Below are 23,665 nucleotides of genomic sequence, written 5' to 3' on the forward strand. Positions count from 1 at the left end.
TCAGAAACCGGTATGGTACTTTTTGTCACTTGAGGAGCGGTGTTTAGTGCCTTCTTTGTCCTTTTCCTCCTGCTGCTCCAGTGTAAGGTCCTCTACCGGAATCGGATCGACATGCTGCTCGCTTTCATGCAGGTCAAACAGGCTGGGCTGATCAGTCGGGTATTGCTCGGGATGGTCGCGCTTGTCCCCCTGCAGCTTGTTGTCCCTGAGTTGTTCTTTATCCTTATCCATAGTCATTCCCTCGCTCTCCTGAATTTACAGTTTGCACGTTAATACACGCATTCAGGTGTTATTAAACAGCAAAGAGGCCCGTCAGGGCCTCTTTATCCAAATTACGTCCTATAGTGACAAGGGTGTTCCAAAGTCGTTCAGCTTGCGTGCCGTAACATCCGCGTACAGCCGCTTCAGCCACTTCAGCTCGGTAAGGCTGTGCTCATACCGGCCGTACATCAGGTGCAGTGCTGAACGGGGAACCACTGAAATATGCTCCTCATAGACCTGATAGGCATAATTGACCTGGTGCTCGATCTCGCGGATGCGCTCTTCCAGCACCTTTTCCACTTTATCCTGGTCGATATAGCGCGAAAGCGCCAGAGCCATGTATAAGGGATGGAAGACCAGCTCCACCTTCTTGATCTGCTGCAGAATCAGCTGCTCGAACAGCGCTTTTCCTTTGCCGGTAATCCGGTAAATCGTCTTGTCCGGCCGGTCATTGCTGCGGATCGTCTCTACAGCTTCGATATACTCCTCCTGCGCCAGCTTGTCGACAGCGTAGTAGAGCGAGCCCATCTGCAGCTTCATCATCTGGTCATACATGCGCTCCTTCATAATGAGGGTGATCTCATAAGGATGCATATCTTTTTCCTGCAGCAGGCCGAGGATAGCTATCTTCATCGACATCGCGGGTTACCCCCGATCGCTGGAAGGCAGTGCTGTCTTAGGTTTTAGCGTGAGCCGGTCGCCCGGCATAAGCAGTACAAAAACTACGCCAAGCGCTGCCGGAATGAGCGCCCACAGGAAGGTGTGCGAAATGGAGTCCGACAAAGCGCCTGTAATCTTATCCAGCACGGCTGCGGGAATATTGGCTCTTGCTTCCGGAGTCAGAGCTGCCTGCGGATTGCCGAAGGAAGCAGCCTGCTCGCTGTTGCCGAAGGCGCTGCCCAGGCTATCCGTGAAGCTGTTGCGCTGGATAATCCCGAAGATGGTTATCCCGAGCGTCATGCCGAGCGAGCGCATGAAGGTGCTGGTGGATGTCGCTGAACCGCGCTGGCGCATGTCAAAATGATGAATCGACGACATGCTGAGCACGGAGAAGGAGAAGCCGACGCCGAAGCCGGTCAGCAGCATGAAGAGATTAAGCATCAGCCGCGAGGTATCCGGTGACAAGGTGCTCAGACAGAAGACTCCTGCCAGGAAGCAGGCTGCCGACAGCAGCATAATATTGCGGAAGCTGGTTCTGGTGGTGAGCAGACCGCCGGTCTGGCTGCCCAGCACGGTGCCGATCATCATCGGCATCAGGATCAGACCCGAGTTGGTCGCCGAGCCGCCGTTGACGCCCTGCACGAAGATCGGAATGTAGACAGTGGCAACAATAAAGGTGGAGCCATAGAAGAGCCCGATTAGACTGCTAGTCGCAAATAGGCGTTTGCCGAACATAGCGAATGAAATTACGGGTTCTGCCGCGTAACGTTCAATAAAGAGGAAGGCAATCAGCAGGACGGCAAAGCCGGCGAACAGGCCGAGAATCGTTGCGGAATCCCAGGCATACTGGTTGCCGCCCAGCTCGAGTGCGAACATCAGGCAGATGATGGAGCCGACAAGTGTAAACGCGCCGCCCCAGTCAATCCGCTGCTTGGCATGAGAGATGGATTCCTTGTAGAACATCGTAATCAGTACAAAGGCTACAATGCCGATCGGCAGATTGATATAGAATACCCACTGCCAGCTCAAGTAATCGGTAATGTAAGCGCCCAGAAGCGGGCCGATTACGCTGGAGATGCCGAAGACGGCACCGAAGAGACCGGTCAGCTTGCCTCTTTTTTCAGGCGGATAAATATCAAACACAATCGTAAAAGCAATCGGCATCAGCGCACCGCCGCCAACCCCCTGGATAGCCCGGTAAATGCTGAGCTGGGTGATGCTGGTTGCCGTACCGCACAGGGCAGAGCCCGCGAGGAAGACGATGAGGCCGAAGATGAAGAACCGTTTACGCCCGTACATATCCGACAGCTTGCCGAAGATCGGGGTGCCGGCCATAACCATGACCATGTACGCAGAGGTGACCCAGACAATTTTATCGAGGCCGCCAAGCTCGGATACAATGGTGCCCATAGCCGAAGCTACAATGGTATTGTCCATTGCGGACATCAGAATACCAAGCAGCAGGCCGACAACTACAAGCTTTAAGTTGCTTTCTTTAGTATGCATGCTTCGCAGACTCCTTTTCGTTCAATGTGGAAACAGACCTTATTATATTCAAATTTGAATAGGGTGGCAACTCTTATTTTTGCGCCATTTAGTAGAGAGTATAGGCTTATTGTCAGGGATGTATGCGGGAGTGGCAGAGGCAGAGCAGTCAGCACAAAATAACCCCACAAAGTGGAGCTTTTTCAGGGAGACTGACTCAGATACTTTGCGTGGACCCCGATATATACTTTTAATAAGTCAAAAAAAGCCCGCCGGAGGAGGCGATGTGCTACATCGCCTCATTTTCGGGCCGGGGCTCTCTGGATTCAATATAGTTAATAAAAAGCTCCGTAAGCTCAGGGTCGAACTGGCTTCCGGCGCAGGCACGCAGCTCAATGACCGCTTCTTCGAACGATTTGGTCGGCTGGTACGGCCTTTCTGTGGTCATTGCATCAAAGGAATCAATGATCGTCAGCATCCGGCAGAGGCGGGGAATCTCCTCGCCCTTGAATCCGTAAGGATAGCCTTTACCGTCGTAGCGTTCGTGGTGCAGCTCGATGTAAGGGGCCAGCTCCTTGAACTTGTCGTTGGTCAGCGCCATTTTTTTGCCCCAGGTGACATGCCATTTCACCATCTCCCATTCCTCGGGCGCTAGCTTGTCTGTCTTGTTGAGAATGCTCCAGGGTATCTCCAGCTTGCCGATGTCATGAATCAGCGCACCGAGTGTGAAATTTCTTTTGGATATAGCATCCATGTCGAGAATTTCGCTGATATCCATCGCATAACGGAAGACGCGCTTGGAGTGGCGGAAGGTCTCCATGTCCTTGTACATGAATAGGTTGAGCTGTTGCTCGATATCCCGCACGTCCTGGCTGAAATCCAGCTCCTGCTCCAGCGGCGAATGTTCTCCGTAAGTATGCACGGTGTTCTTGCCCTGGCGCTTGGAGTAGTAGAGCGCCTGATCGGCATGGTCGACGAGCTGTGATTTGTCGTGGATGTCGCTGCTGCTGGCGGCAATACCGGCAGAAAAGGCGAGGCAGCCGAGCGGAAAAATCTCAACGCCGTCGAAGCGGCTGTTGTTGAGCTTTTTGCGCAGCTGGTCGATGCAGGTCCGGGCCTGAAGACTGTCGTAGCCGGGCATAAGCAGCGTGAATTCCTCACCGCCGTAACGGGCGGCAATGGTACCGGATTTCCGGGACTCTGTCTTCAGCAGCTCTCCGACAAAGGAGATTAGCTTGTCTCCCTGAAGATGCCCGAAATGATCATTATATTTTTTGAAGTCGTCAAGGTCGATCATGGCCAGAGACAAAGGCGTGCCTGAGGACCTTGATTTCTGAATTTCCTGTTCCAGAACTTCCTCGAAGTAGCTGTGATTGAACAATCCTGTCCGCTGGTCGGTGTTGGCCCGCTCCTCGATGCTGCGGTACATGGAGAACAGCTTCTTGAAGGATTGGCAGAGCAGTACCGCCAGGCACATAAAGAGCAGCAGTCCGAGAATCTGATTGTGGTAGACCAGCACAGTCAATACGAGGGAAAGCACTAAAGTGCACAGATAGACGAACATTGCATCCTTGATCATATCTTTGACTGTTTCATATAAAGTAGCCCGGTATAGAATGTAATAATAAAGGACAACCAGCAGGGTATTCATAAAAAAATAGACAGCCAGCACAATGAGATACGTGAATAATTGAGTATTTACGAGTGCACCGGGGCTTCCTCCAAGGTATTGAAAGACGGCCGCGGATGCAATAATCATGATACTGTAGATAAAAAAGTTGGTCAGATGCTTCCACCAGCGCGTGCCGCGGTCGATGACGGCAAAAAAGAGGCAGTTAAGCAGCAATACCGTTAGTGTGAAGCCGGGTCCGAATATAAAAATGCAGGCGAGATAAACCGAAGAATCCAGCGACTGCTCATTGCCTTCCGGAGGGAGCTGGATCATAAAAAAGTTGAGGACAAGACAGGCGCTGGTCATCGCATAAACCCAGACCCAGGAGGATGTGGAGTAGTGCAGGAACTCAAAGCGGTTTGTATATGAAAAGAGTCCCATGCCAATCAGGCAGACGGACAGTGCATACATGTGGCCTGAATCCAACGTTGCAGCAAAAGATTTAAGTTTAGACATGAGGACCCCTCTTTACATTATCAAAATATTCCTTTGTACATAATAATAGTTTTAGGAACAAATGAATAGCGTAATGTAAAGAAACAGGCGGAAATACCCGCCTGTTTCGCGTGAAACGTTTATAGTCCGCCAATTTTGAAGCCCGAAGTCAGAGCGATAACTACAGAAGCCACGATAATGGCGTTGATCGCAAGACGGGAATATTTAATCTTTTTCACAGTGTAACCCTCCCTTCCTGGAGTCAATTAGCGGCTTATCCCTGCACATCAGGCTGAGGATTCCGGGTTGTGGCGGCAGGTGTCATGAGGTTGACTATGAACAGGAAAATGCCGAAGTTCATCACTACATCACCAATGCTGATAGCCTGCGTACGCGGATAAGGGCTGGACAGCGGGATAATGTCGCCCAGAAAGGCAAGGCGGGTCGAGGCATCAAGCAAATAATGCTTGGTCACTGCATCGCCGCTTTTCAGCATCTCCAGATAAATCGGGTCCAGTACGGACGCCGCCTCGTAAGATACCGGCATTCTCCCTCCGTTGACAAGCATAACCAGGAAATTCAGGAATACGCCTATCATAATCAGCCAGAAACCTTTGTTGTGCCGGTTCAACCATAAAAAAATCAGCCCGACCACATACACAGCGATATAAATATATCCGCTGGCTGCGGCTACAGTGGACGACCGCTCCTGAATATAAAACATGAAAAATTGGAATACCAGCAGCAGAGGGAAGATCCAGCCTGACTTCAGCCGGATATTGCTGAACTGGACGAGGCCGTGTTTCAAGCCGCCTCTGAACAAGCCGACAATCAAACCGATAATAATGCCATCGTAAACCATTAAGCCTACCTGCCTCTGAATAAAATATGTAAAAATTTACTGTGCTTCTGGATAGTTCGTTGACATCTAATAAAAATCCTTTTTTTCTCATAAAAAAACTTCTCGACATACCCCTTGGGGGTATGTTAAGCTGAATTTGCAGCCAGGATACGGGGAGGTATGTAGATGGCACCTAAGGAAGAGAAGCAGTCTCCTGCAGCCTGCGACAGCAGCTGTCATACACCGGGTGAACGCAAGAGCCATCATTCAGAGGAGTTCAAGAATGGACTGGCTACCCGTCTTAACCGGATTGAAGGGCAGATCCGCGGAATCAAGGGTATGATTGAGCGCGATACCTATTGCGATGATGTGCTTAATCAGCTGGCAGCCGTACAGGCTGCGCTTGGCGGAGTCGGAAAGCTGCTGCTCGAAGGGCATATGCGCAGTTGTATTGTAGAGCGGATAGAGGCCGGAGAGCACGAGGTTATCGACGAGCTGCTGATTACGGTCAACAAGCTCATGAAATAGGGCATAACAGGTTAATTGCCGCAACAACATTATATTAGGAGGGTTTGCCATGTCAAACGTAACTTTAACTGTAGAAGGAATGTCCTGCGGACACTGCGTCAGTGCTGTAGAGAAAGCGGTAAGCGGTCTGGGTGCTGCTGCCAAAGTGGATCTGCAGGCCAAGAAAGTGGCAGTGGAGTATGACGAGAGCAAAGTAAGCCTGAACGCTATTAAAGAAGCCATCGAGGATCAGGGATACGACGTGGTGTAAGCCGGAATCCGGCAATAAAGGCCTGGAGCAGGGACCCGTTAGAAGGTCTGGTGGCATCCATGCCTTTTATTTAAATATAAGAATCTATATGTTGCACGTCATAAATATTCCTTCTATTTCTCGCAGAAACGGTTACCGCCTTCTCTGAAGGACGGCATAGCCGTTTTTACTTGTTCAAAGATTTATACCCTTGGGGGGTATATGGAGGTGCTTGGCAAATGGAAAAGAGTTCAGAGGCGGGACTGCAGCAGGCAACCCTGCAGATTACAGGCATGACCTGCTCTGCCTGCGCGGCCCGGATCGAGAAGGGGCTGTCCCGGATGGAGGGGGTATCGCGGGCCAATGTAAACCTTGCGCTGGAGCAGGCAACGGTGGGCTTCGATCCTGCGGTTGCCGCTCTGCCGCAAATTGAGGAGAAAATCCGCTCCCTTGGCTACGATACGCTTAAGGAATCGGCGGATTTTGATATCACGGGCATGACCTGCGCCGCCTGCTCGGCCAGAATCGAGAAGGTGCTCAGCCGGATGCCCGGGATTGCATCGGTAAATGTGAATCTGGCGCTGGAGACGGCGCATGTGGAATACTCCCCGGGCAATATCAGCACGGCGGATATTATGGAGAAAGTCAGCAGCATCGGCTATAAGGCCTCACTGAAGCAGGACCGCCGGGAGACAGCGGACCAGCGCGGCCGGGAGATTGTGCGCAAGCGGAATAAGTGGATCATTTCAGCGATTCTGTCCTTTCCGCTGCTGTGGGCCATGGTCGGCCACTTTAGCTTTACCTCATGGATTCCGGCTCCTGATCTGCTAATGAATCCCTGGTTTCAGCTTGTGCTCGCCACACCGGTGCAGTTCATTATCGGGTGGCAGTTCTATGTGAGTGCGTATAAGGCACTGAAGAACGGCAGCGCCAATATGGATGTGCTGGTTGTGCTGGGCACCTCTGCCGCTTATTTTTACAGCTTGTATCTGACCATAGATTCTCTTAGTATGAGCGGAATGAACCATTCGGTGGATATGTACTATGAAACCAGCTCAGTCCTGATTACGCTGATTCTGGTGGGCAAATGGTTTGAAGCGCTGGCCAAGGGCCGCTCCTCGGATGCGATCCGCAGCCTGATGGGGCTGCAGGCCAAGACTGCGCTCGTTATCCGAGGCGGTAACGAAATAAGCATTTCTATAGAAGAAGTTATCCCAGGCGATATTGTATTGGTGAAGCCGGGCACGAAGATTCCTGTGGACGGCCAGGTGCTGGAAGGCTTGTCTTCCGTAGATGAATCCATGCTCACGGGTGAGAGCATCCCGGTGGAGAAGAAGCCGGGTGACTCTGTAATCGGAGCCACAGTCAACAAGAACGGAATGCTGAAGATTGAGGCCCGCAAGGTAGGCCGCGATACCGCCCTGGCCCAGATCATCCGGGTGGTGGAAGAAGCACAGGGGTCCAAAGCGCCGATTCAGCGGATTGCCGATGTTATTTCCGGTATTTTTGTGCCGATTGTTGTCGCTATCGCGGTTCTGACCTTCTTCATTTGGTACCTCTGGGGGGCACCCGGACAGTTTGCCGATGCACTGGAAAAAGCGATTGCCGTGCTCGTCATCGCCTGTCCCTGCGCTCTCGGACTGGCAACACCGACCTCAATCATGGCCGGCTCGGGCCGGGCTGCAGAATTCGGGATTCTGTTCAAGGGCGGCGAGCATCTGGAGGCTGCGCGGGATATCCGTACCGTCGTACTGGATAAGACCGGTACGGTGACCAGCGGCAAACCGGTGCTTACGGATATACTGACAACAACGGGCATCGCGGCCCACGGCAGGGAGCTGGCGGAGAACCGGCTGCTGGCTGTTACCGCAGCAGCCGAGAAGCTCTCGGAGCATCCGCTTGCCGAGGCCATAGTGGCCGGAGCTGCTGCCCGCGGTATTGCACTTCCGGAGGCTGAGCAATTCCAGGCGGTACCCGGCCGGGGTATTTCGGCCGTTGTTGAAGGTGCGGCGGTGCTGGTAGGAACCCGCCGGATGATGGAAGAGAGTGGTGCAGATCCGGGTCCGTGGAGCCAGCTGATGAGAAAGCTGGAGCAGGAGGGCAAGACAGCGATGCTGGTATCTGTGGATGGCGGCATTGCGGGGATCGTAGCTGTGGCCGATACGATCAAGGACACTTCTAAGGCAGCTGTAGCCAGACTGCATGAGATGGGTATTGAGGTTGTCATGATTACCGGCGACAACAAGCTGACTGCTGAAGCAATCGCGCGGCAGGCCGGCATCCGCACCGTACTGGCGGAGGTGCTGCCCGAAGGCAAGGCAGCGGAAATCCGCAGGCTGCAAAGCGGCGGAGACAAGGTGGCCATGGTCGGCGACGGGATCAATGACGCTCCGGCGCTGGCTACAGCCGATACCGGGATGGCCATTGGCACCGGTACGGATGTTGCGATGGAAGCGGCTGACATTACGCTTATGCGCGGTGATCTGATGAGTATTCCCGATGCCATACTGATGAGCCGGCGGACGATGCGCAATATCAAGCAAAATTTGTTCTGGGCGCTCGCTTACAATACAATTGGGATACCGATAGCCGCACTGGGCTTTCTGGCGCCGTGGCTCGCAGGAGCGGCAATGGCCTTCAGCTCCGTGTCGGTTGTACTCAATGCGCTGCGGCTGCAGCGGGTGAAGCTGTAGCCGGCGGCAGAATAAGGAGCGATAACAATGAGTGAAAAACAAATGAATGCGGCAGGCAGCCCGGACAACGAGACCCTATCGCTGTTAATGAAGCATGCCTCGGTCCGCCAGTACCTGGACACTCCTGTAAGTGATGAGCAGCTTGCCGCCATTATCGGCGCGGCGCAAATGGCTTCCACTTCCAGCAATGTGCAGGCTTACAGCGTGATTGCTGTGACTGACGCTGCACTTAAAGCGCAGCTCTCGGCTTACTCCGGCAATCAGGCTTATATTGAGCAGTGCCCGGTGTTCCTGGTGTGGTGCGCCGATCTCTACCGGCTGAAGGAGACCGTACGCCCGCATCTGGGCGATGCAGAGACCTACGAAGACACGACTGAGAACCTGATCGTCGCCACCGTTGATGTTGCTCTGGCTGCACAGAATGCGGCGGTTGCTGCGGAGTCTCTGGGGCTCGGGGTCGTCTACATCGGCGGGATCCGCAACAACAGCGCCGCCGTATCCGAGCTGCTCGGCCTGCCTGAGCTGGTCTATCCTGTATTCGGCATGTGCCTGGGTACTCCGGCCGGAGAATCCGGCCTGCGTCCACGCTTGCCGCTATCTGCAGTGCTGCATTACAACGGCTATGATAAAGAGAAAACAGCAGCCCAGGTTGAGATCTACGACCAGGTAAGCAGTGATTACATGCATAAGCGGACCGGCGGACAGAGCAGCACCCCGTGGTCGGCTATGATGGCCAAGCGTCTTGCCGAGCCTGCGCGCCTGCATATGAAGGACTATCTGCAGGAGAAGGGCTTTATGAAGCGGTAGGCCGCTTCAGTATCAGGGCGGACTCCTGCCGGGATCGCAGAGATAGGCCGATTTGTTAGAAAGCATGGTGTACCGGTGCTGCCGGGGACCATGCTTTTTTGTGCCGGCACAATAGAACTCGTAATGCTGGATCAAACCGGAAATGAAAAACCCGCTGATACACTGCAACTTCCTTCAAATTGTGGAAATATGTTACAATCAATAAAAGGAGATGATAATCATGTCTGATTTTTCTAACCCGGGTCCTCCGGCAGCAAATTCTACTGATCCTGGTGGTCATAAAGCTAACCATGACGTAAACGCTGGCAAATATCATCAGGAAGGTCCTCCAGGTTTTTGGAGGCAGGTTACCGATCTTTTGATTGCAGTAGGAATTATAGCCGGTATCATTTTCATAATCATGTGGATATTTTAATAATTGCTTTTTTAGGAGTTGCGTAGCGGCTGGTCTGCTTATATAAAAAATCCCTGCCCTCCTGTTTTCACAGGTAGGCAGGGATTTCAGTATTAAAAGCTTGCATGACGCAGCGTTGCAGCCTGACAGTCCGGCTCTCCGGCTACTTCCTGTCCTTGGCCTGCTCCTCCCGCATCCAACGGGACAGCTGGCGCTTGAGCTGCAGGAATTCAGGCGTATCTGTAATTTCCTCGCGGCGCGGCCGCGGAAACGGGACATCCACGGTATGGAGAATCGAGCCGGGCCGGCCGGAAAAGACATAAATCCGGCTGGAGAGCAGCAGCGCTTCTTCAATGTTGTGGGTGATGAACAGCACGGAGCGGCGGTTCTCCTCCCACAGCTCCAGCAGCCAGCGCTGCATGTCGCTGCGCGTCAGCGCATCGAGCGCGCTGAACGGCTCGTCGAGCAGCATCAGCTCCTGCGGAGCGAGCAGGGCGCGCAGAAAAGCGGCCCGCTGCTGCATGCCGCCGGACAGCATGTGCGGGTACGCCTGCTCGAAGCCGCCGAGCCCGACCCGGCCGAGCCAGCGGCGGGCGTTCTCCCGCGCGGCAGCCTGCGGCTCGCCCTTCAGCTCACCGGCCAGCAGGACGTTGTCCAGGGTGCTTCGCCAGGGAAAAAGCGCGGGCTGCTGCGGCATGTAGCTGATCTCGCCGCGCTTCCCGGTAACGGTGCGGCCATTCATGCTCACTGTTCCGGTATCCGGGGCCTCCAGGCCGCCGATGATGTGGAACAGGGTGCTTTTGCCGCAGCCCGACGGGCCGAGGATGGAGACAAATTCCTGCGGCCGGACAGTAAGGGAGACGTCATTAAGCACACGGGTCTCCCTGCGGCCGCGGCCGAACGTCTTCGAGATGCCGCTGACCTCTAGCGCCGGAGGCTGGTTCTGCGCTGTGTTGCCGTATGCGGCGTCAGTGTCGACAGCTGCGGACTCTTGAGCGTTGGCAGCCCCGCTCCGGTGGCCTGCAGGAATGAAAGGGGCCGATGATTCAATGTTCTCTGTTTGATGAGACATACAGCATTAACCTCCTTTCTAGGTGAGCTCATCTCTTGCTGCGGATTATACGTTATATAGAACGCAACCAGCCGCGTATGTACTCCTGTTTAATACGTGTAAGCAGACGGCTGCCTGGAATTAGTGGGAAAAACGACAACTAAATGCTCTGAATTCGCCTGAAATCAAAATCTAAGTGGCAAAACGCCATCTAATTTTACCGGAAATCCTGCTTTCAGGCCAAAGTGGTGAAATTAGGTGGTGAAAATCCAACTAATCCTGACTTTTGGCCGTCCGGGCGGCAATTAGGTGGCGAAAATCCAACTAGGCCACCCCGATTCGTCCGAAGCCTGCCCCAACCCGGTCCCAAGTCGATCCCAGCAGGCTTCCAGCCGGTCCCAAGTCCGCCGGGCCTGTCCTTATTCCGCCTTCCGCGGCTTCCAGCGGACCAGCCATCTCTCCGCCAGGGCAATTATGGCGAACAGCACCAGACTCAGTAACACAATAATGACGATGGCGACAAACACGTTGTCGGTGCGGTAAGCTGATTTCTGCAGCAGCATGTAATAGCCCAGCCCCTTGTCGGCGCCGATCCATTCGGCGACAACGGCGCCCATTACAGCGTAGGTGGCGGAGATTTTGACGCCGGAGAACAGGGCGGGCAGGGAGCCGGGCAGCTCCAGCTTGGTAAAGATCTGCCACTTGCTCGCTCCCGCCATCTTCATATAATTCATCATCATACGGTCGCTCTGCGCAAGGCCTCCCATAGCGGCGACTGCCACCGGGAAGAAGCAGACGAGCGTGATCAGTACAATCTTCGGCAGCAGGCCGAAGCCGAACCAGATAACCAGCAGCGGCGCGAGTGCGATCGACGGCACATTCTGGCTGAGAATCAGCAGCGGATACAGCGCCCGCTTCAGCCAGGGCAGCAGATGAAGCAGCAGGGCTACAATCAGACCGGTGCCTGTGCCGATCGGAAAGCCGATCAGCGTAAGGCGCAGAGTAGCTGCGGTATGCGACCAGATGCTGGCGGCATTATCTGCGGAAACACGGGCGATCGCACCCGGACCCGGCAGAAAAAACGGATCGATGGTAAATAACGATACCGCAGCCTGCCAGATCCCCAGAAACAATATGACCGCCACTAAGGGCGGCCATATTTGCCTGAAGGCTGATCTCACCGGTACTTCTCCGTCAGCTTGTCCATGCTGATGCCATTCGGGTTATGGGCGATCTTGATCTGGGAGATGATGCTTGGGCTGCCGGCGGCAACCAGCGCCTCATGCATCTGGCGGACAACCTCCAGCAGCTCGGTGATCTCGCCCTCCATGGTTGTTTCCAGCGGATTCACCTGGTGCTTCACGCCGGATTGCTGAATCACTTCAATCGCTTTGTCTACATAGGGAATGGAGTCTTCGCCATTAGGCGTTTTAGGGATAACCTGAATGCTAAGCAGTGTATTTGCCATTATAATCAACCCTCTCAATAGTATGGGATTATTCACTTATTCCTTCTTTATTCCGCCGGCAAAAACTCATTGGTGAACGTGCTGTCCACATCCAGCGGCTGATCCAGCAGCTTCAGGCCGTACATCCAGTCGGAATAGTTCTGCCAGACCTCAGCCTTCTGCTCACCCCAGCGGGCAGCATCGTCCGTATATTTGGGGCTGAGCCATTTCTGGCTGGCCTGGACAAGCTCCGAATCAAGATCCGGCACCGCCTTGATCAGAATATCGGCTGCCGCCTCCGGCTGGTCAATCGCGTACTGATACCCTTTCGACGTCGCTTTGAGGAATGCCTTCACCAGCTCCGGGCGCTCGGCAATTTCCTTCTCGCTGGTCGTCAGGATCGGCGTGTAGTAATCAAGCTGCGGCGCGTAATCCTTGAGGTAGAGCATATCCAGCGGCTCCCCGCGCAGCTCGGCCTCAATACCGGTCCAAGCATAGAAGATCCAGGCAAAATCGATATCGCGCTTCACGGCCGTGAAATAATCAGCTTCCCCGATATTCACCAGCTTGACCTTCTTCACATCGCCGCCTTCCGGGTCCATGATGGCTTTCATGGCAGCCTCTTCAGCAGGTGAGCCCCAGCCTCCGTAAGTCTTGCCTTCAAAATCCTTAGGTGATGTGATGTTCCGGTCCTGCGGTGCAGCGAATCCGGAGGTATTATGCTGAATGATGGCGGCAATGGATACAAGCGGCACACCCTGCAGACGGGCCAGCGTCAGTGCTTCCTGGGCGCTGATCCCGAAGGCTGCCTCGCCCGAAAGCACCATCGTATCGGCTCCGGCTGCGCCCGGCTGGACAATCTCTACATCAAGGCCTTCTTCCTCGTAATACCCAAGCTCCTTGGCCGCATACAGGCCGGTATGATTTGTGTTCGGCGTCCAGTCCAGTGCGACCTTAATCTTGGTAAGCTCAGCCGGTGCATCCACAGCTGTTCCGGCAGAAGCTTCCGGAGAAGCGTTCAACCCGGCCGTGTTCCCTCCGTTACCTTCGTTTGCCCCGTTGCTGCCGCATCCGGCAATCGCCAGACTCAGAATGCAGGCAAGAGAGAGCAGTTTGCCTATTTTGATTCCCATTTCGCTTGGTTCACTCCTTCCAGCAATCCCTAGTCTTCCAGTTTCTAAATCTGATATGCAAAAAAAAGCGCCCCGGAATCGGGACGCCAGTCATTTGCGCAAGGTTGCAGGCTCCGGCCGCGGGGGACCGGGAAGCAGTTATGAATTCCTACGCTGGCATTATCCAGATCAGGTATAAGGGTCAGTATCTTAAAGGGATACACTCTCAGCCGGCCAATTCCAGCCCCCCTGGATCTATGAAGTTATCGGGTATTGCTTATTCTACGGTGTATTATAGACGCACCGCCAGGGGTTGTCCAGTAGCAATCTCCCTACTCCCTGGAGTAATATCGCTTCCTGCGGCGGCTGCGGATCCCGTTCCACAGCTCTTTCAATGTCAGGAGGATGCTGACGGCAATCCCGGTAAACGTAAGGAAGAGCGCCAAATATTCAAATGGGGAATAGTCCTTCATTTTGCTCCAGTCGATCGGGGCCTTCAGATCCTCAATGACCTGATTCATCCCGTAAATGCCGCTGACCACTGTGAACACAGTGAGGATCATCAGCAGCGTATCCCGGCGTTTGGCCTGGAACTTGTCCTGGTATTGGAACAGGTCGTCCAGCGTCATTTTCACTTCATCGAATAAGGCATCGTTGCCGTAAACCTTCCGCAGCTGGAAAAAAATCTCGCGGCCCTGTGACTGGGAAATCAGCTCCATAAAGTAGAATTTGGCCGAGAATTTATTGATCAGGAAAATCAGATTCTCGATTTCATCGTAGTCACGGTTAATGCGCAGGCGGGAGTGCAGGTTGGACAGCTTCAGCAGCACGATTTTATGGAAAATACTCAGCAGCAGTCCGTAGTAATACTCGCCGTACATCTGGTTGGCCAGCCTGGTGGCGATTTCGGGCTTGGCTCTGCTGAGGCAGCTGAAGGTCTGCTCATTGGTCATATAGTAGGTGTCCGGACCCCAGCGGTTGTAGGAATGCTCCCGGCAATAATCGCTGATGTAATCCTTGTCGCTTGCGCTCATATAAGGACTGCCATCTGCGTCAAGCCCGTCCAGCTGGGAGGCACGGAATCTCAGCCCGATGTCCAGCTCATCTTCGTCATCGTCAGGTACAAAGCCGTAAAAGGCCTGGACCATCATCCGTTCATCCACGAAGAAGGGCAGCGTCTCAAAATAAGCCCCGTTAAGCTCGGACTGGTCCAGAAACAGCCTCAGGCTGGGCGCAAGATTTTCAAATACAAAATCCTCCACCAGATCAAAGGAATTCTCACCACACTGAATAATGGTTCCTTTATCCTCCAGCGTGGCATCCTCAAGGGTACGGAAACGGTCGGCAAATTCCAGCGCCACGCTGAACGGCAACGGAGCATCCACCAGCTGGGTCCGGATGGTCAGAAAGCCAACCTGAAACGGACAAAGAAAAATATCGGTCGAGAGTACCCGGAAGGGAATGGACCGGCCGGGCATATTAAGCGTGCTTGCCAGATCGTTAACCTTGGAGAAGCGGCGGAAGGAGTCCTTGTCCTTCTCGCGCGGAAACAGCACATGGGCTGCGAAGGGGAGGTAGCTGCGCTCCATTTTTTCATGCGATACGCAGTAGCCTTCTCCGTAATAGGCATCCTCAAGCTCTTTGTTATCCAGAAAAAAGCGTGTGAAGCCGTCCTGCTTGAGCTGCCCGATCAGCTTGTCGTCCTCACCGTTTTGAATGGAAAAGGGAAAAATGAACTGCAGCAGCGCAGTATGTAACACCGGTTCGGGAGATTCAGCCAAAAGCTTAGTCATACACAGGTTCCACCTTATTTTTCAGAATATCAGTATTGTGTAGTATTACCCTAACTGGCAGCTAGCAACGCTAAGCCTTACCCGTACAGCGGGATCTGTTCATGGATTTGTCCCGGATTCAATGTGAATGAAGGGGGTACACTATAGTAAGCACAATTATTATGATAAATCCAAACTGCGAATGCGGATATATAAAATATGTATCTGCAAGATTTCTGAAAGGAGCTATTTCGTCCATGAATAACAATGAGCTGGAGCAGACTATCCTCAAGGCGCTGGATGACAACAAGTTCGGTTCCTTTGGCACGATTGAAGCCGGCAACAAACCAAAGGTGCGGTATATGGCGGTATTTCATGACGGACTGAATATTTATCTGGCTACCAATCGCAAAACGCATAAGGTAGAAGAGCTGCAGGAGAACCCGAATGCTTTTCTGCTGCTTGGATATGAACAGGGCGGCGGCAGGGATGTGCTTGAGATTGAAGCCAGAGCTTCCGTCACCAAGGATGACAGCCTGCGCTCCAAGGTCTGGAACAAGTCGCTGGAGGAGTGGTTCAAGGGACCGGATGATCCGGATTATGTTATCCTGGAGCTTACACCTACACGCATTGAGTATATGGGCAAAAACAAAGAGCACGGCGTCTGGCAGCCTGGTGCTACTGCAGGGAAATAACAGCTTTCCGGGCAGCGTAGCAGACAGAGCAGCCGGCATCAAATACAGCCACCCGCGGACTCCGGTTCCGCAGGTGGCTTTTTTGGGATGTACCGGCTGCCGGAATCTGACCTTAACCTGCAAAAAAAGGTTAAAGCCGTCATTTTGCATCACCACATGGCTAAAAATTGGCAGATCATGATATAATGGCTACACTTAGGGTTCGACATTTGATGCGAGGGAGGATGTCTATGAACTGTAGGGACTGCTCTGCCATTGAGCCGGTGGAGGATGAGGGGGAAATCCGGTTTCGGCCGTGTACCTTTGTGATTGCTTCTGCATTGAGAGCTTCGGGAGTGGAGTTTACAGCAGGGAAGAATACGGGGGAGATCCCGTACACTTCCAGAGAGGCGCTCTTTGAGCTGCTGAAGCTTCTGGCCATACTGCAGGAACAAGCGGATACTCATCTGAAGCTGTGCATCAGCGGCAAGTCAGGCCGCCTGACAGCAGAGCGCTGGGTCTCCTTGGAGCAGCTAGAAATAAGATTCGCCAACGACAATCTGATTTCCATCATTTCCAATCATGACTTTACCAGCCACATGCAGCCTATTGTGAATTTTACCGAGGAGATTGTGGGCTTTGAACTGCTGCTGCGGCCGTTGCCCGAGGGAAGTGCTTTTCAGCCCTACGAGCTGTTTGAAATCGCCCGGCAGACCGGGTTTCATTCTTTTCTGGACCGTGCTGCGCGCATTTCGGCCATTGAGACCAGTGCGAAGCTGCTGCCCAGGGGTATTAAACGTTTCGTTAATTTTTTGCCATCCTCCATTTATAATCCGAATTTTTGCCTTACCCACACCTTTGAGGCCATCGAACGATTGGATCAGGACCCGGAGGACTTTGTGTTCGAGGTAGTGGAGACAGAGAAAATCAGTAACATGGACCATCTGCAGGCTATTTTTACAGAATACCGCAGACAAGGGATGCGGGTCGCGCTTGATGATGTCGGAGCAGGGTATTCGACCGTGGAGGTCATGTCCAGCCTCAAGCCGGATTATGTGAAGATCGACCGGAATCTGATCAGCTATTGCGATCAGGATAACCACAAGCAGAGAACAATCAAGGATATCATCAGCCGGGCCGGATCCTTTGGAGCCAGTGTGCTGGCCGAGGGCATCGAGCGGCGGGAAGAATTCCAGTACTGCCGGGAGATCGGCATTGAGCTTGCCCAGGGCTATCTTTTCGGCAAACCGGAGGACAAGCCGCCGGCACATTTCGGATTTAGCGCATAACGTATGAAGTACATATTCCCCGGAGCGAACGCGGTTTATCCGCCGCCCCGGGGATTATTTGCGAACGAGACAAATTCAGAAAAAATGGAGGGTCTATGGGTATTACATTGCTGTATGTGGAAGATGACCGGGAGATCGGGAGCGCGGTTTCTGCAGATTTGCGGGAAAGAAAGTATGCGGTCCGCTGGCAGCAGAGCGGCGAGGGTGCAGTTGAGGCTGCGGCAGGCTGTCAGCTGGCCATTCTGGATGTCATGCTGCCGGGGCTTGATGGCTTCACCGTCGGACAGCGGCTGAAACGGGCCTATCCGGAGATGCCGGTCCTGATGTTATCCGCCCGTACCTCCATAGACGACAAGCTGCAGGGGCTGGAGTTCGCAGATGATTATTTGACGAAGCCGTTCCATCCCGACGAACTCGCAGCCAGGATTGAAGTGCTGCTACGGCGAACCGGTGCTGCCGAGCCTGCGCCGCTAGTGCTTAAACATCTTGTTGTGTATGAGGGCAACAACGTGATTCAGGAAGCGGCGACCGGCCGCGAGATTCTGCTTACCGGCAAGCAATTTCAGATCTTTACCTATATGCTGCGCCATCTCGGGCAGATCCTGACCAAGGAACAGATCTATGAAGCCGTCTGGGGCGAGGCCTATATTGAAGGGGATAAGACATTGATGGTACATATCCGCTATCTGCGCGAGAAGCTGGAGCTTGATCCGGCTGCTCCGGAGATTATTGAGACCGTCCGGGGGATTGGCTATAGGGTGAGGGCATGAGCGGGCGGAGGAGCCTGGGCGGGCGCCAGCAGTCCCTGCTGTCCCGTTATCTGCTGATTATTGTAGCAGCGCTGCTGTTTATTCCGGTCGGTATACCTCTGACCTTTGCGGGCTATAATCTGTTTAATCTGCAGACTGCCGAAAAACCGCCGGAGGAATATAAGCTGTATTCCAACATCACGGCACTGGAGGAGCAGTGGCATCAGGAGGCGTTGAGCTTGTCCGGGCAGACTCCTGATGCGATCGACCGCAGGCTGGAGGAGCTGAGCGGCAGCTATCCGCTGGCCGCCATGTTCTGGGTGGACGGAGGCGGGCAGACCCGGCAGATTCATACACCGGAGGACCCGCAGCTTCAGGGGCAGCTTGGCATGGACAGAATACCTGCACAGTGGAGCGCACCGGAAGCTATTGCTTTCATGAAGGATGCGGCCAGGCAGGAACCGCTGGCCATAGTCGCATTCATAGGCGACCGCGCAGATGCCGGTGAAGGCTTTCTGGTTATGCAGATACCCGAGAAGATTACCGAGGCCTACCGGTTCCAGAGCCTGAGCTCCTGGTATATTCTCGTACTGCTGATCTTTTTCGCGCTGTTTGTTGCGGTATCCTGGCTGTTCTTCACCGGAATCCGCAGGCGCCTGCTGCGGCTGCAGACAGCCATGAGCTTCACCGGAGGCGCCGGCATCCCTGAACCCATCGCACCCGGCAAGGCGGATGAAATCGGCCGTCTGGAGGAGGCGTTCAATCATATGGTCGCAGAGCTGACTGTGAGCCGCAGGCGGGAGGCTGAGGAGGAAGGGCTGCGCAAGCGGCTGGTCGCCGACCTGTCGCATGATCTGCGGACGCCGCTGACCGTAATACGCAGCCATCTCCATGTGCTGGGCAAGGAAGGCTTGTCCCGGCGCGGGCAGGAGTCCATTCTGCTAATGGACGAGCGGATTGAAAGCCTCAGCGGCCTCATTGATAATCTGCTGTCCTACAACCTGCTCAGCAGCGGCCGGGTGACTCTGAATCCTGAGCGCAAGGATGTGCTGCGTATATTGCGGGAAAGTGCGGCTGCCTGGTATCCACTGTGGGAAAAGGACGGGTTCGAGGTGGACATCAGCCTGGAGGGGGAGCCCTTATACTGGATCATCGACGAGAGCTGGTTCCGGCGGATTCTCGATAATCTGTTTCAGAACATTGTCCGCCACGCGCGCAGCGGAAAATATGTCGGCGTGCGGACGGTAACGCGGGAAGCCGGGCGTGCGGTTGTCATCTCTGACCGCGGACAGGGGATGGACAGCACTCCGGAAGCAGCGGGTGCAGGGCTTGGCCTGTCGATTGTTGATCTGCTGCTGAACCGGATGGAGCTTGCCCGGAAGACTGTCAGCTCCCAGCAGGGAACATCCATTGAAATTACCCAGCCGCAGGCGAATAATTTAAACAAAATTTAAACTTGCTGCGGCCGCTGCTTTAACCTCGGGGCGTTATGCTGAATACCGAGGTGAACGACTAATGAAATCAACGGTAATCAAAACGACAGGTTTAAGAAAGGTGTACCGCGGCCGGGCTGCGGTCGAGCACTTGGAGCTGAATATCGGCCGGGGTGAAATCTACGGCTTCCTCGGACCGAATGGAGCAGGTAAAACGACAACCATCCGTATGCTGCTGGGTCTGATCAAGCCTACCTCCGGACGGATTGAAATCTTCGGACAGGAGCTGCGGAAGCACAGGCTGCAGATTCTGCGGAAGGTGGGCTCGCTTGTGGAGTCGCCGTCCTACTACGGGCATCTGAATGCAGTGGATAATCTGGAGGCGATCCGCCGGATTCTGGATGCTCCCAAGTCCCGGATTGCCGAGGTGCTTGATATTGTCTCCCTGACCGGTGAAGAGAAGCGTCCGGTTAAGGGGTTTTCGCTCGGTATGAAGCAGCGTCTGGGGATTGCTGCCGCCCTGCTGGGCAGCCCTGAGCTGCTGATTCTGGATGAGCCCACGAACGGGCTTGACCCTTCCGGTATCCAGGAGATCCGGTCGCTGATCAAGCGATTGCCAGCTGAGCATGGGATTACAGTGCTCGTCTCAAGCCATCTGCTCAGCGAGATCGAGCAAATGGCCGATACCGTGGGCATTATCCGCCAGGGCAAGATGGTCTATCAGGATACGATCGCCCATCTGCAGGAGCAGGCCGCAGGCGATCTCCGGCTTGCGGTATCTGAGCCGGAGGCTGCCCTGGAACTAGCCAAGCGGCGGGGCTGCGGAGGGTCCCTGCAGGAGAGCCGGGTTATTCTACCCCGCATGAGTGATGCCCGCGTAGCACTGCTGATCAAAGAGCTGGTAGAGAACGGGCATGCGGTCTACCGGGTCGAGGAACGGCGGCAGTCCCTGGAACAATTCTTCCTGCAGGTTGTTGAGGGAGGAGTGTCATGATGTGGCGGGCGCTGTCGGCGGATTGGCTCAAAATACGCGGCAAAGGCCTGTGGTTCCTTGTCTTTCTTGGACCCCTCGGTCTTACTGCGATGCAGGGGCTGAACTTTGGCATCCGTTATGATTATCTGAAAGGGCAGTACCAGTCAGATCTATGGGAAGGACTGCTCGGCAATGTTGCCGGCTTCGTACCGATCGCCCTCTATCTGGGCGGAACGCTGATCTGTTCCCTGATTGCGAATGTGGAGCATCAGATGAGCTCGTGGAAGCAGCTGCTGGCCCTTCCGGTTTCACGCACCTCCGTATTCATGGCCAAGCTGCTGCTTTGCCTGCTGCTGCTGGTCTGCTCCTGTCTGCTGCTGTCCGCCGGGACTCTGGGCCTGGGGCTGATCCTTGGCTTCGGCTCCCAGCCGGTACCTTATGCCGATATCCTGCGGCTTGGTTTTGCTTCTTATGCCGGTGCGCTGCCGGTCATTGCGCTGCAGTTGTGGCTCTCCCTTTCCAGCCGCAATCAGACCTTTCCTGTAGCTGTCGGAATTACGCTGTCGCTGCTCAGCATCTTCTCCATGTATTTGTCCGAATGGATGCCGCTGACCTGGCCTGCCCTTGCCTGGGAGGCAGAGTCCCCATGGCTGTTCATCACGTCCGGCCTGCTGCTTGGCCTGCTGATGATCCTGCCCGGAGCTATTCATTTCGCGCGAAAGGATGTGGACTAAGATGCGGAGGTTCTGGAGAATTCTCTCGGCGGAGAGAATGAAGCTGTCGAAGTCCTTTATCTGGCTGCTGGTTGTCATCAGTCCGGTCATCGCGCTGCCGGTGGGTGCTCTGGCTAATGTGCAGGAGGATGGAGAGCTGTTATCCTGGCAGATACTGCTGAATGTCATGTCCCTGATGCATGCCTTATTGTTTCTTCCTGTACTCACAGGACTCTTTGCGGCGCTCATCTGCCGCGCCGAACACACTGACGGCGGCTGGAAGATGCTGCTCTCGCTTCCTGTAACACGAACATCGGTATACCTTGCGAAGTTTACTGTTATTATGGCGCTGCTGGCCTGCGTCCAGCTGGCTTTTCTGGCGGCCCTGCTGGGCATGGGCCTGTACCGCGGGGCTCAAGGGCCTGTACCCTGGCCGCTGTTCCTCTCAAGCATAGCGGGCGGCTGGTTCGCCTGTCTGCCGCTTGCTGCGCTGCAGCTGGGTGTATCCCAGGGCTGGAGCAGCTTCGGCGCACCGCTGGCGCTCAATGTCAGCCTGACCATCCCCAATATGCTGATCGTCAACTCGGCCACGTACGGGCCCTATTATCCGTGGGCCCAGCCTCTGCTTGCCATGTCACCCTTCGGAGGAGACGAGTTCGGCGCATTTCATCTGCCGGCACAGACGCTGATGCTTGTAGTATCCGCCAGTCTGATTGTGTTCCTGGCTGCCGGTCTGCTGGCTTTCCGGCGCAAGGCGGTCTAGGACGGCTTAACCGCCCGGTACCTGTGAATTGTCACCCGTCCCCTTCCCAGTACACTCTGCGGTCAGCTCAATGGACATTGTCCGAAGTTTTTTCTATAATTAATCGTAGAGAATCTTATTAACGACCGGTGCGACCGGGGGAAGCTTAATTAGGAGGGCGGAAGCATGGAGCCGGCAGCACTTGAAGAATGCGATAATACCTGCAGCGGTTCGGAGCTGGGGCCGGAGACAGCGGCGCTCATTCTGCCTGACCGGGGAACTACGGACAAAATGGCCGAGATGTTCAAAGCGCTGGGCGATCCGACAAGAGTGCGGATGATTTACGCTTTATCGCAGAGAGAGCTGTGCGTGCACGATCTGTCCACTATCCTTGATATGGGGCAGTCGGCGGTATCCCATCAGCTCCGCTATTTGCGGAATCTGCGGATTGTGAAGCGCCGCAAAGAAGGCAAAACCGTATATTATTCGCTGAACGACGCGCATGTTGAGCAGATTTTCCTGCAGACACATGAGCATATCCGGCACGAATAGATCAGGCACACAAGAAACCGTCCATAGGGCCAGCAGCCCCGGGGACGGTTTTTTTTGCAGCGTTTAAATATCAGGATGGCTGAAAAAATTATGTATGACTGCTCCGGGCTTTGGCCGGGGTCATACCTTTAACTCGCCGTGCTCCATAGCGGAATTCTCGACCTGCAGTGTAACGTGGCGGATGCCAAAATCCTGCTCTATAAGACGGACGGCCTGCTGCAAAACAGCCTGATGACTGGCGCTATCCCTGATCAGCAGATGTCCGCTAAGCGCGTCCAGGCCGGAGGTAATGCTCCAGATATGGAGATCATGGACATCCATCACGCCGTCGATGCCAAGGAGCGCGGCACTGACAGCTCCGGAGTCCACGGAAGGGGGAGCCCCCTCCATCAGAATGTGAAAGGCCTGCTTCACCACACCCCACGCGCTCCGCAGAATCAGCAGTGCTACAACCACACTGATGATCGGGTCAGCCAGATACCAGGAGAACAGCGACATAACCAGCCCGGCCAGCAGTGCGCCGACAGAGCCGAGGGCATCACTGACGATATGCAGATAGGCGCTGCGGATGTTGATGTTATCATGGCCGCTGCTCTTGCGCAGCAGCGACCAGGCGCTTGCAAGGTTAGCCAGAAGACCAACGGCAGCGATGATCATCATGGTACCGCTGGCTACTTCAGGAGGGGAACCGAAGCGCTTGAACGCCTCCCACATGATAAAGCCGGCGATTACAAATAGAGTCACTCCGTTAAACAGGGCGGCCATAATTTCAAAGCGGTGAAACCCGTAAGTATTTTTGGCAGAGGCCGGCCTGACGGCAAATATCATGGCGACCAGGCTTAAAGCCAGTGAAGCCGTATCACTGAGCATATGCCCGGAGTCTGAGAGCAGCGCCAGGCTGTCCGTGACCAGTCCCCCGAAAAATTCGAGCAGCATGATTCCGCCGGTAATAATCAAGGCAATCAGCAGACCCTTCCGGTCAGCCGGGGCATGGGAATGGCCATGTCCGTGAGCGTGGTCATGATCATGCCCTGTGTGACTGTGATTATGAGCGTGCTTATTGTCTGTGCTGCCGTGTTGACGGGAGTGATTCTGGTTCATATCCTGGTGCTCGCCCGTGTGGTTATGACTCGTGTGGTTTTTGTGGAGCGAT

General features: G+C 54.5%; 24 protein-coding genes and 1 riboswitch. Of the genes, 13 read left to right on the forward strand and 11 right to left on the reverse strand.

What is annotated here, in order from left to right; translation table 11 throughout:
• From BLR64_RS06715 to BLR64_RS06735, 5 genes are all read right to left on the reverse strand, one after another.
• Positions 1 to 237, reverse strand: coding sequence for a hypothetical protein (locus tag BLR64_RS06715; RefSeq protein WP_090713390.1), 237 nt, complete (start codon positions 235 to 237; stop codon positions 1 to 3).
• A 102-nt stretch (positions 238 to 339) separates the two neighbouring features.
• Complete coding sequence (locus BLR64_RS06720; RefSeq protein WP_090713391.1) at positions 340 to 900, reverse strand: PadR family transcriptional regulator; 561 nt, start codon at positions 898 to 900, stop codon at positions 340 to 342.
• Between the two features lie 6 nt (positions 901 to 906).
• The gene (locus tag BLR64_RS06725; protein ID WP_090713392.1) at positions 907 to 2,427 is read right to left on the reverse strand and encodes an MDR family MFS transporter; all 1,521 of its coding nucleotides are present in this window, start codon (positions 2,425 to 2,427) and stop codon (positions 907 to 909) included.
• Between the two features lie 268 nt (positions 2,428 to 2,695).
• Complete coding sequence (locus BLR64_RS06730) at positions 2,696 to 4,534, reverse strand: bifunctional diguanylate cyclase/phosphohydrolase (protein WP_090713393.1); 1,839 nt, start codon at positions 4,532 to 4,534, stop codon at positions 2,696 to 2,698.
• 253 nt (positions 4,535 to 4,787) lie between these two features.
• Entirely contained in the window at positions 4,788 to 5,375 is a 588-nt protein-coding gene (locus tag BLR64_RS06735) for a DUF5317 domain-containing protein (RefSeq protein ID WP_090713394.1), read from the reverse strand.
• A 165-nt stretch (positions 5,376 to 5,540) separates the two neighbouring features.
• On the opposite strand from BLR64_RS06735, the gene BLR64_RS06740 reads away from it, so the two are divergent.
• The 5 genes from BLR64_RS06740 (at position 5,541) to BLR64_RS06760 (ending at position 10,026) form a co-directional block, all read left to right on the forward strand.
• Positions 5,541 to 5,882, forward strand: a complete 342-nt coding sequence (locus tag BLR64_RS06740; RefSeq protein WP_090713395.1) for a metal-sensitive transcriptional regulator — start codon at positions 5,541 to 5,543, stop codon at positions 5,880 to 5,882.
• Between the two features lie 49 nt (positions 5,883 to 5,931).
• Positions 5,932 to 6,132: a copper chaperone CopZ gene (gene copZ, locus BLR64_RS06745; protein WP_068723633.1), complete on the forward strand. Its 201-nt coding sequence runs from the start codon at positions 5,932 to 5,934 to the stop codon at positions 6,130 to 6,132.
• A gap of 218 nt (positions 6,133 to 6,350) precedes the next feature.
• Positions 6,351 to 8,804, forward strand: coding sequence for a heavy metal translocating P-type ATPase (locus BLR64_RS06750; RefSeq protein ID WP_090713396.1), 2,454 nt, complete (start codon positions 6,351 to 6,353; stop codon positions 8,802 to 8,804).
• A 27-nt stretch (positions 8,805 to 8,831) separates the two neighbouring features.
• Positions 8,832 to 9,611: an oxygen-insensitive NADPH nitroreductase gene (gene nfsA / locus BLR64_RS06755; protein ID WP_244157629.1), complete on the forward strand. Its 780-nt coding sequence runs from the start codon at positions 8,832 to 8,834 to the stop codon at positions 9,609 to 9,611.
• Positions 9,612 to 9,831: 220 nt separating this feature from the next.
• Positions 9,832 to 10,026 (forward strand): hypothetical protein, encoded by a 195-nt coding sequence (locus BLR64_RS06760; protein WP_090713397.1) that lies wholly within the window; start codon positions 9,832 to 9,834, stop codon positions 10,024 to 10,026.
• A gap of 142 nt (positions 10,027 to 10,168) precedes the next feature.
• Here the strand turns inward: BLR64_RS06760 and BLR64_RS06765 are convergent, their stop codons facing one another.
• The 5 genes from BLR64_RS06765 to BLR64_RS06785 form a co-directional block, all read right to left on the reverse strand.
• On the reverse strand, positions 10,169 to 11,077 hold the full coding sequence (locus BLR64_RS06765; protein WP_208607141.1) for an ABC transporter ATP-binding protein: 909 nt from the start codon (positions 11,075 to 11,077) through the stop codon (positions 10,169 to 10,171).
• Between the two features lie 398 nt (positions 11,078 to 11,475).
• Positions 11,476 to 12,237, reverse strand: coding sequence for an ABC transporter permease (locus BLR64_RS06770; protein WP_090713398.1), 762 nt, complete (start codon positions 12,235 to 12,237; stop codon positions 11,476 to 11,478).
• A complete protein-coding gene (locus tag BLR64_RS06775) occupies positions 12,234 to 12,524 on the reverse strand; it encodes a thiamine-binding protein (protein ID WP_090713399.1) in 291 nt (96 codons plus the stop codon). The genes BLR64_RS06770 and BLR64_RS06775 overlap by 4 nt, the downstream gene beginning before the upstream one ends.
• 47 nt (positions 12,525 to 12,571) lie before the next feature.
• Complete coding sequence (locus BLR64_RS06780) at positions 12,572 to 13,636, reverse strand: ABC transporter substrate-binding protein (protein ID WP_090713400.1); 1,065 nt, start codon at positions 13,634 to 13,636, stop codon at positions 12,572 to 12,574.
• Between the two features lie 127 nt (positions 13,637 to 13,763).
• A riboswitch (TPP riboswitch) is annotated at positions 13,764 to 13,876 on the reverse strand.
• 71 nt (positions 13,877 to 13,947) lie between these two features.
• Entirely contained in the window at positions 13,948 to 15,408 is a 1,461-nt protein-coding gene (locus BLR64_RS06785) for a hypothetical protein (RefSeq protein WP_090713401.1), read from the reverse strand.
• 236 nt (positions 15,409 to 15,644) lie between these two features.
• Here BLR64_RS06785 and BLR64_RS06790 point away from each other — a divergent pair, with 236 nt between their 5' ends.
• From BLR64_RS06790 to BLR64_RS06825, 8 genes are all read left to right on the forward strand, one after another.
• Positions 15,645 to 16,082, forward strand: a complete 438-nt coding sequence (locus BLR64_RS06790) for a pyridoxamine 5'-phosphate oxidase family protein (RefSeq protein WP_068723645.1) — start codon at positions 15,645 to 15,647, stop codon at positions 16,080 to 16,082.
• 230 nt (positions 16,083 to 16,312) lie between these two features.
• Complete coding sequence (locus tag BLR64_RS06795; protein ID WP_090713402.1) at positions 16,313 to 17,350, forward strand: EAL domain-containing protein; 1,038 nt, start codon at positions 16,313 to 16,315, stop codon at positions 17,348 to 17,350.
• A gap of 95 nt (positions 17,351 to 17,445) precedes the next feature.
• The gene (locus tag BLR64_RS06800; protein ID WP_090713403.1) at positions 17,446 to 18,120 is read left to right on the forward strand and encodes a response regulator transcription factor; all 675 of its coding nucleotides are present in this window, start codon (positions 17,446 to 17,448) and stop codon (positions 18,118 to 18,120) included.
• On the forward strand, positions 18,117 to 19,553 hold the full coding sequence (locus BLR64_RS06805) for a sensor histidine kinase (protein WP_090713404.1): 1,437 nt from the start codon (positions 18,117 to 18,119) through the stop codon (positions 19,551 to 19,553). The genes BLR64_RS06800 and BLR64_RS06805 overlap by 4 nt, the downstream gene beginning before the upstream one ends.
• 61 nt (positions 19,554 to 19,614) lie before the next feature.
• Positions 19,615 to 20,526, forward strand: a complete 912-nt coding sequence (locus tag BLR64_RS06810) for an ABC transporter ATP-binding protein (protein WP_090713405.1) — start codon at positions 19,615 to 19,617, stop codon at positions 20,524 to 20,526.
• Positions 20,523 to 21,239, forward strand: coding sequence for an ABC transporter permease (locus tag BLR64_RS06815; RefSeq protein WP_090713406.1), 717 nt, complete (start codon positions 20,523 to 20,525; stop codon positions 21,237 to 21,239). The genes BLR64_RS06810 and BLR64_RS06815 overlap by 4 nt, the downstream gene beginning before the upstream one ends.
• Position 21,240: 1 nt before the next feature.
• Entirely contained in the window at positions 21,241 to 21,981 is a 741-nt protein-coding gene (locus tag BLR64_RS06820; RefSeq protein ID WP_090713407.1) for an ABC transporter permease, read from the forward strand.
• A 165-nt stretch (positions 21,982 to 22,146) separates the two neighbouring features.
• Positions 22,147 to 22,512: an ArsR/SmtB family transcription factor gene (locus BLR64_RS06825; RefSeq protein ID WP_068723657.1), complete on the forward strand. Its 366-nt coding sequence runs from the start codon at positions 22,147 to 22,149 to the stop codon at positions 22,510 to 22,512.
• Between the two features lie 120 nt (positions 22,513 to 22,632).
• Here the strand turns inward: BLR64_RS06825 and BLR64_RS06830 are convergent, their stop codons facing one another.
• Positions 22,633 to 23,613, reverse strand: coding sequence for a cation diffusion facilitator family transporter (locus BLR64_RS06830; RefSeq protein WP_090713453.1), 981 nt, complete (start codon positions 23,611 to 23,613; stop codon positions 22,633 to 22,635).
• Between the last annotated feature and the right edge of the window lie 52 nt (positions 23,614 to 23,665).

It is taken from the genome of Paenibacillus typhae (genome assembly GCF_900099765.1).
GTDB classification, from domain to species: Bacteria; Bacillota; Bacilli; order Paenibacillales; family Paenibacillaceae; genus Paenibacillus_AQ; species Paenibacillus_AQ typhae.

Excerpts from the sequence above, each read along its gene's own strand:
- BLR64_RS06715 (WP_090713390.1), bottom strand. The coding sequence starts at position 237 with ATGACTATGGATAAGGATAAAGAACAACTCAGGGACAACAAGCTGCAG.
- BLR64_RS06720 (WP_090713391.1), bottom strand. The coding sequence starts at position 900 with ATGTCGATGAAGATAGCTATCCTCGGCCTGCTGCAGGAAAAAGATATG.
- BLR64_RS06725 (WP_090713392.1), bottom strand. The coding sequence starts at position 2,427 with ATGCATACTAAAGAAAGCAACTTAAAGCTTGTAGTTGTCGGCCTGCTG.
- BLR64_RS06730 (WP_090713393.1), bottom strand. The coding sequence starts at position 4,534 with ATGTCTAAACTTAAATCTTTTGCTGCAACGTTGGATTCAGGCCACATG.
- BLR64_RS06735 (WP_090713394.1), bottom strand. The coding sequence starts at position 5,375 with ATGGTTTACGATGGCATTATTATCGGTTTGATTGTCGGCTTGTTCAGA.
- BLR64_RS06740 (WP_090713395.1), top strand. The coding sequence starts at position 5,541 with ATGGCACCTAAGGAAGAGAAGCAGTCTCCTGCAGCCTGCGACAGCAGC.
- copZ (WP_068723633.1), top strand. The coding sequence starts at position 5,932 with ATGTCAAACGTAACTTTAACTGTAGAAGGAATGTCCTGCGGACACTGC.
- BLR64_RS06750 (WP_090713396.1), top strand. The coding sequence starts at position 6,351 with ATGGAAAAGAGTTCAGAGGCGGGACTGCAGCAGGCAACCCTGCAGATT.
- nfsA (WP_244157629.1), top strand. The coding sequence starts at position 8,832 with ATGAGTGAAAAACAAATGAATGCGGCAGGCAGCCCGGACAACGAGACC.
- BLR64_RS06760 (WP_090713397.1), top strand. The coding sequence starts at position 9,832 with ATGTCTGATTTTTCTAACCCGGGTCCTCCGGCAGCAAATTCTACTGAT.
- BLR64_RS06765 (WP_208607141.1), bottom strand. The coding sequence starts at position 11,077 with ATGTCTCATCAAACAGAGAACATTGAATCATCGGCCCCTTTCATTCCT.
- BLR64_RS06775 (WP_090713399.1), bottom strand. The coding sequence starts at position 12,524 with ATGGCAAATACACTGCTTAGCATTCAGGTTATCCCTAAAACGCCTAAT.
- BLR64_RS06780 (WP_090713400.1), bottom strand. The coding sequence starts at position 13,636 with ATGGGAATCAAAATAGGCAAACTGCTCTCTCTTGCCTGCATTCTGAGT.
- BLR64_RS06785 (WP_090713401.1), bottom strand. The coding sequence starts at position 15,408 with ATGACTAAGCTTTTGGCTGAATCTCCCGAACCGGTGTTACATACTGCG.
- BLR64_RS06790 (WP_068723645.1), top strand. The coding sequence starts at position 15,645 with ATGAATAACAATGAGCTGGAGCAGACTATCCTCAAGGCGCTGGATGAC.
- BLR64_RS06795 (WP_090713402.1), top strand. The coding sequence starts at position 16,313 with ATGAACTGTAGGGACTGCTCTGCCATTGAGCCGGTGGAGGATGAGGGG.
- BLR64_RS06800 (WP_090713403.1), top strand. The coding sequence starts at position 17,446 with ATGGGTATTACATTGCTGTATGTGGAAGATGACCGGGAGATCGGGAGC.
- BLR64_RS06805 (WP_090713404.1), top strand. The coding sequence starts at position 18,117 with ATGAGCGGGCGGAGGAGCCTGGGCGGGCGCCAGCAGTCCCTGCTGTCC.
- BLR64_RS06810 (WP_090713405.1), top strand. The coding sequence starts at position 19,615 with ATGAAATCAACGGTAATCAAAACGACAGGTTTAAGAAAGGTGTACCGC.
- BLR64_RS06815 (WP_090713406.1), top strand. The coding sequence starts at position 20,523 with ATGATGTGGCGGGCGCTGTCGGCGGATTGGCTCAAAATACGCGGCAAA.
- BLR64_RS06820 (WP_090713407.1), top strand. The coding sequence starts at position 21,241 with ATGCGGAGGTTCTGGAGAATTCTCTCGGCGGAGAGAATGAAGCTGTCG.
- BLR64_RS06825 (WP_068723657.1), top strand. The coding sequence starts at position 22,147 with ATGGAGCCGGCAGCACTTGAAGAATGCGATAATACCTGCAGCGGTTCG.
- BLR64_RS06830 (WP_090713453.1), bottom strand. The coding sequence starts at position 23,613 with ATGAACCAGAATCACTCCCGTCAACACGGCAGCACAGACAATAAGCAC.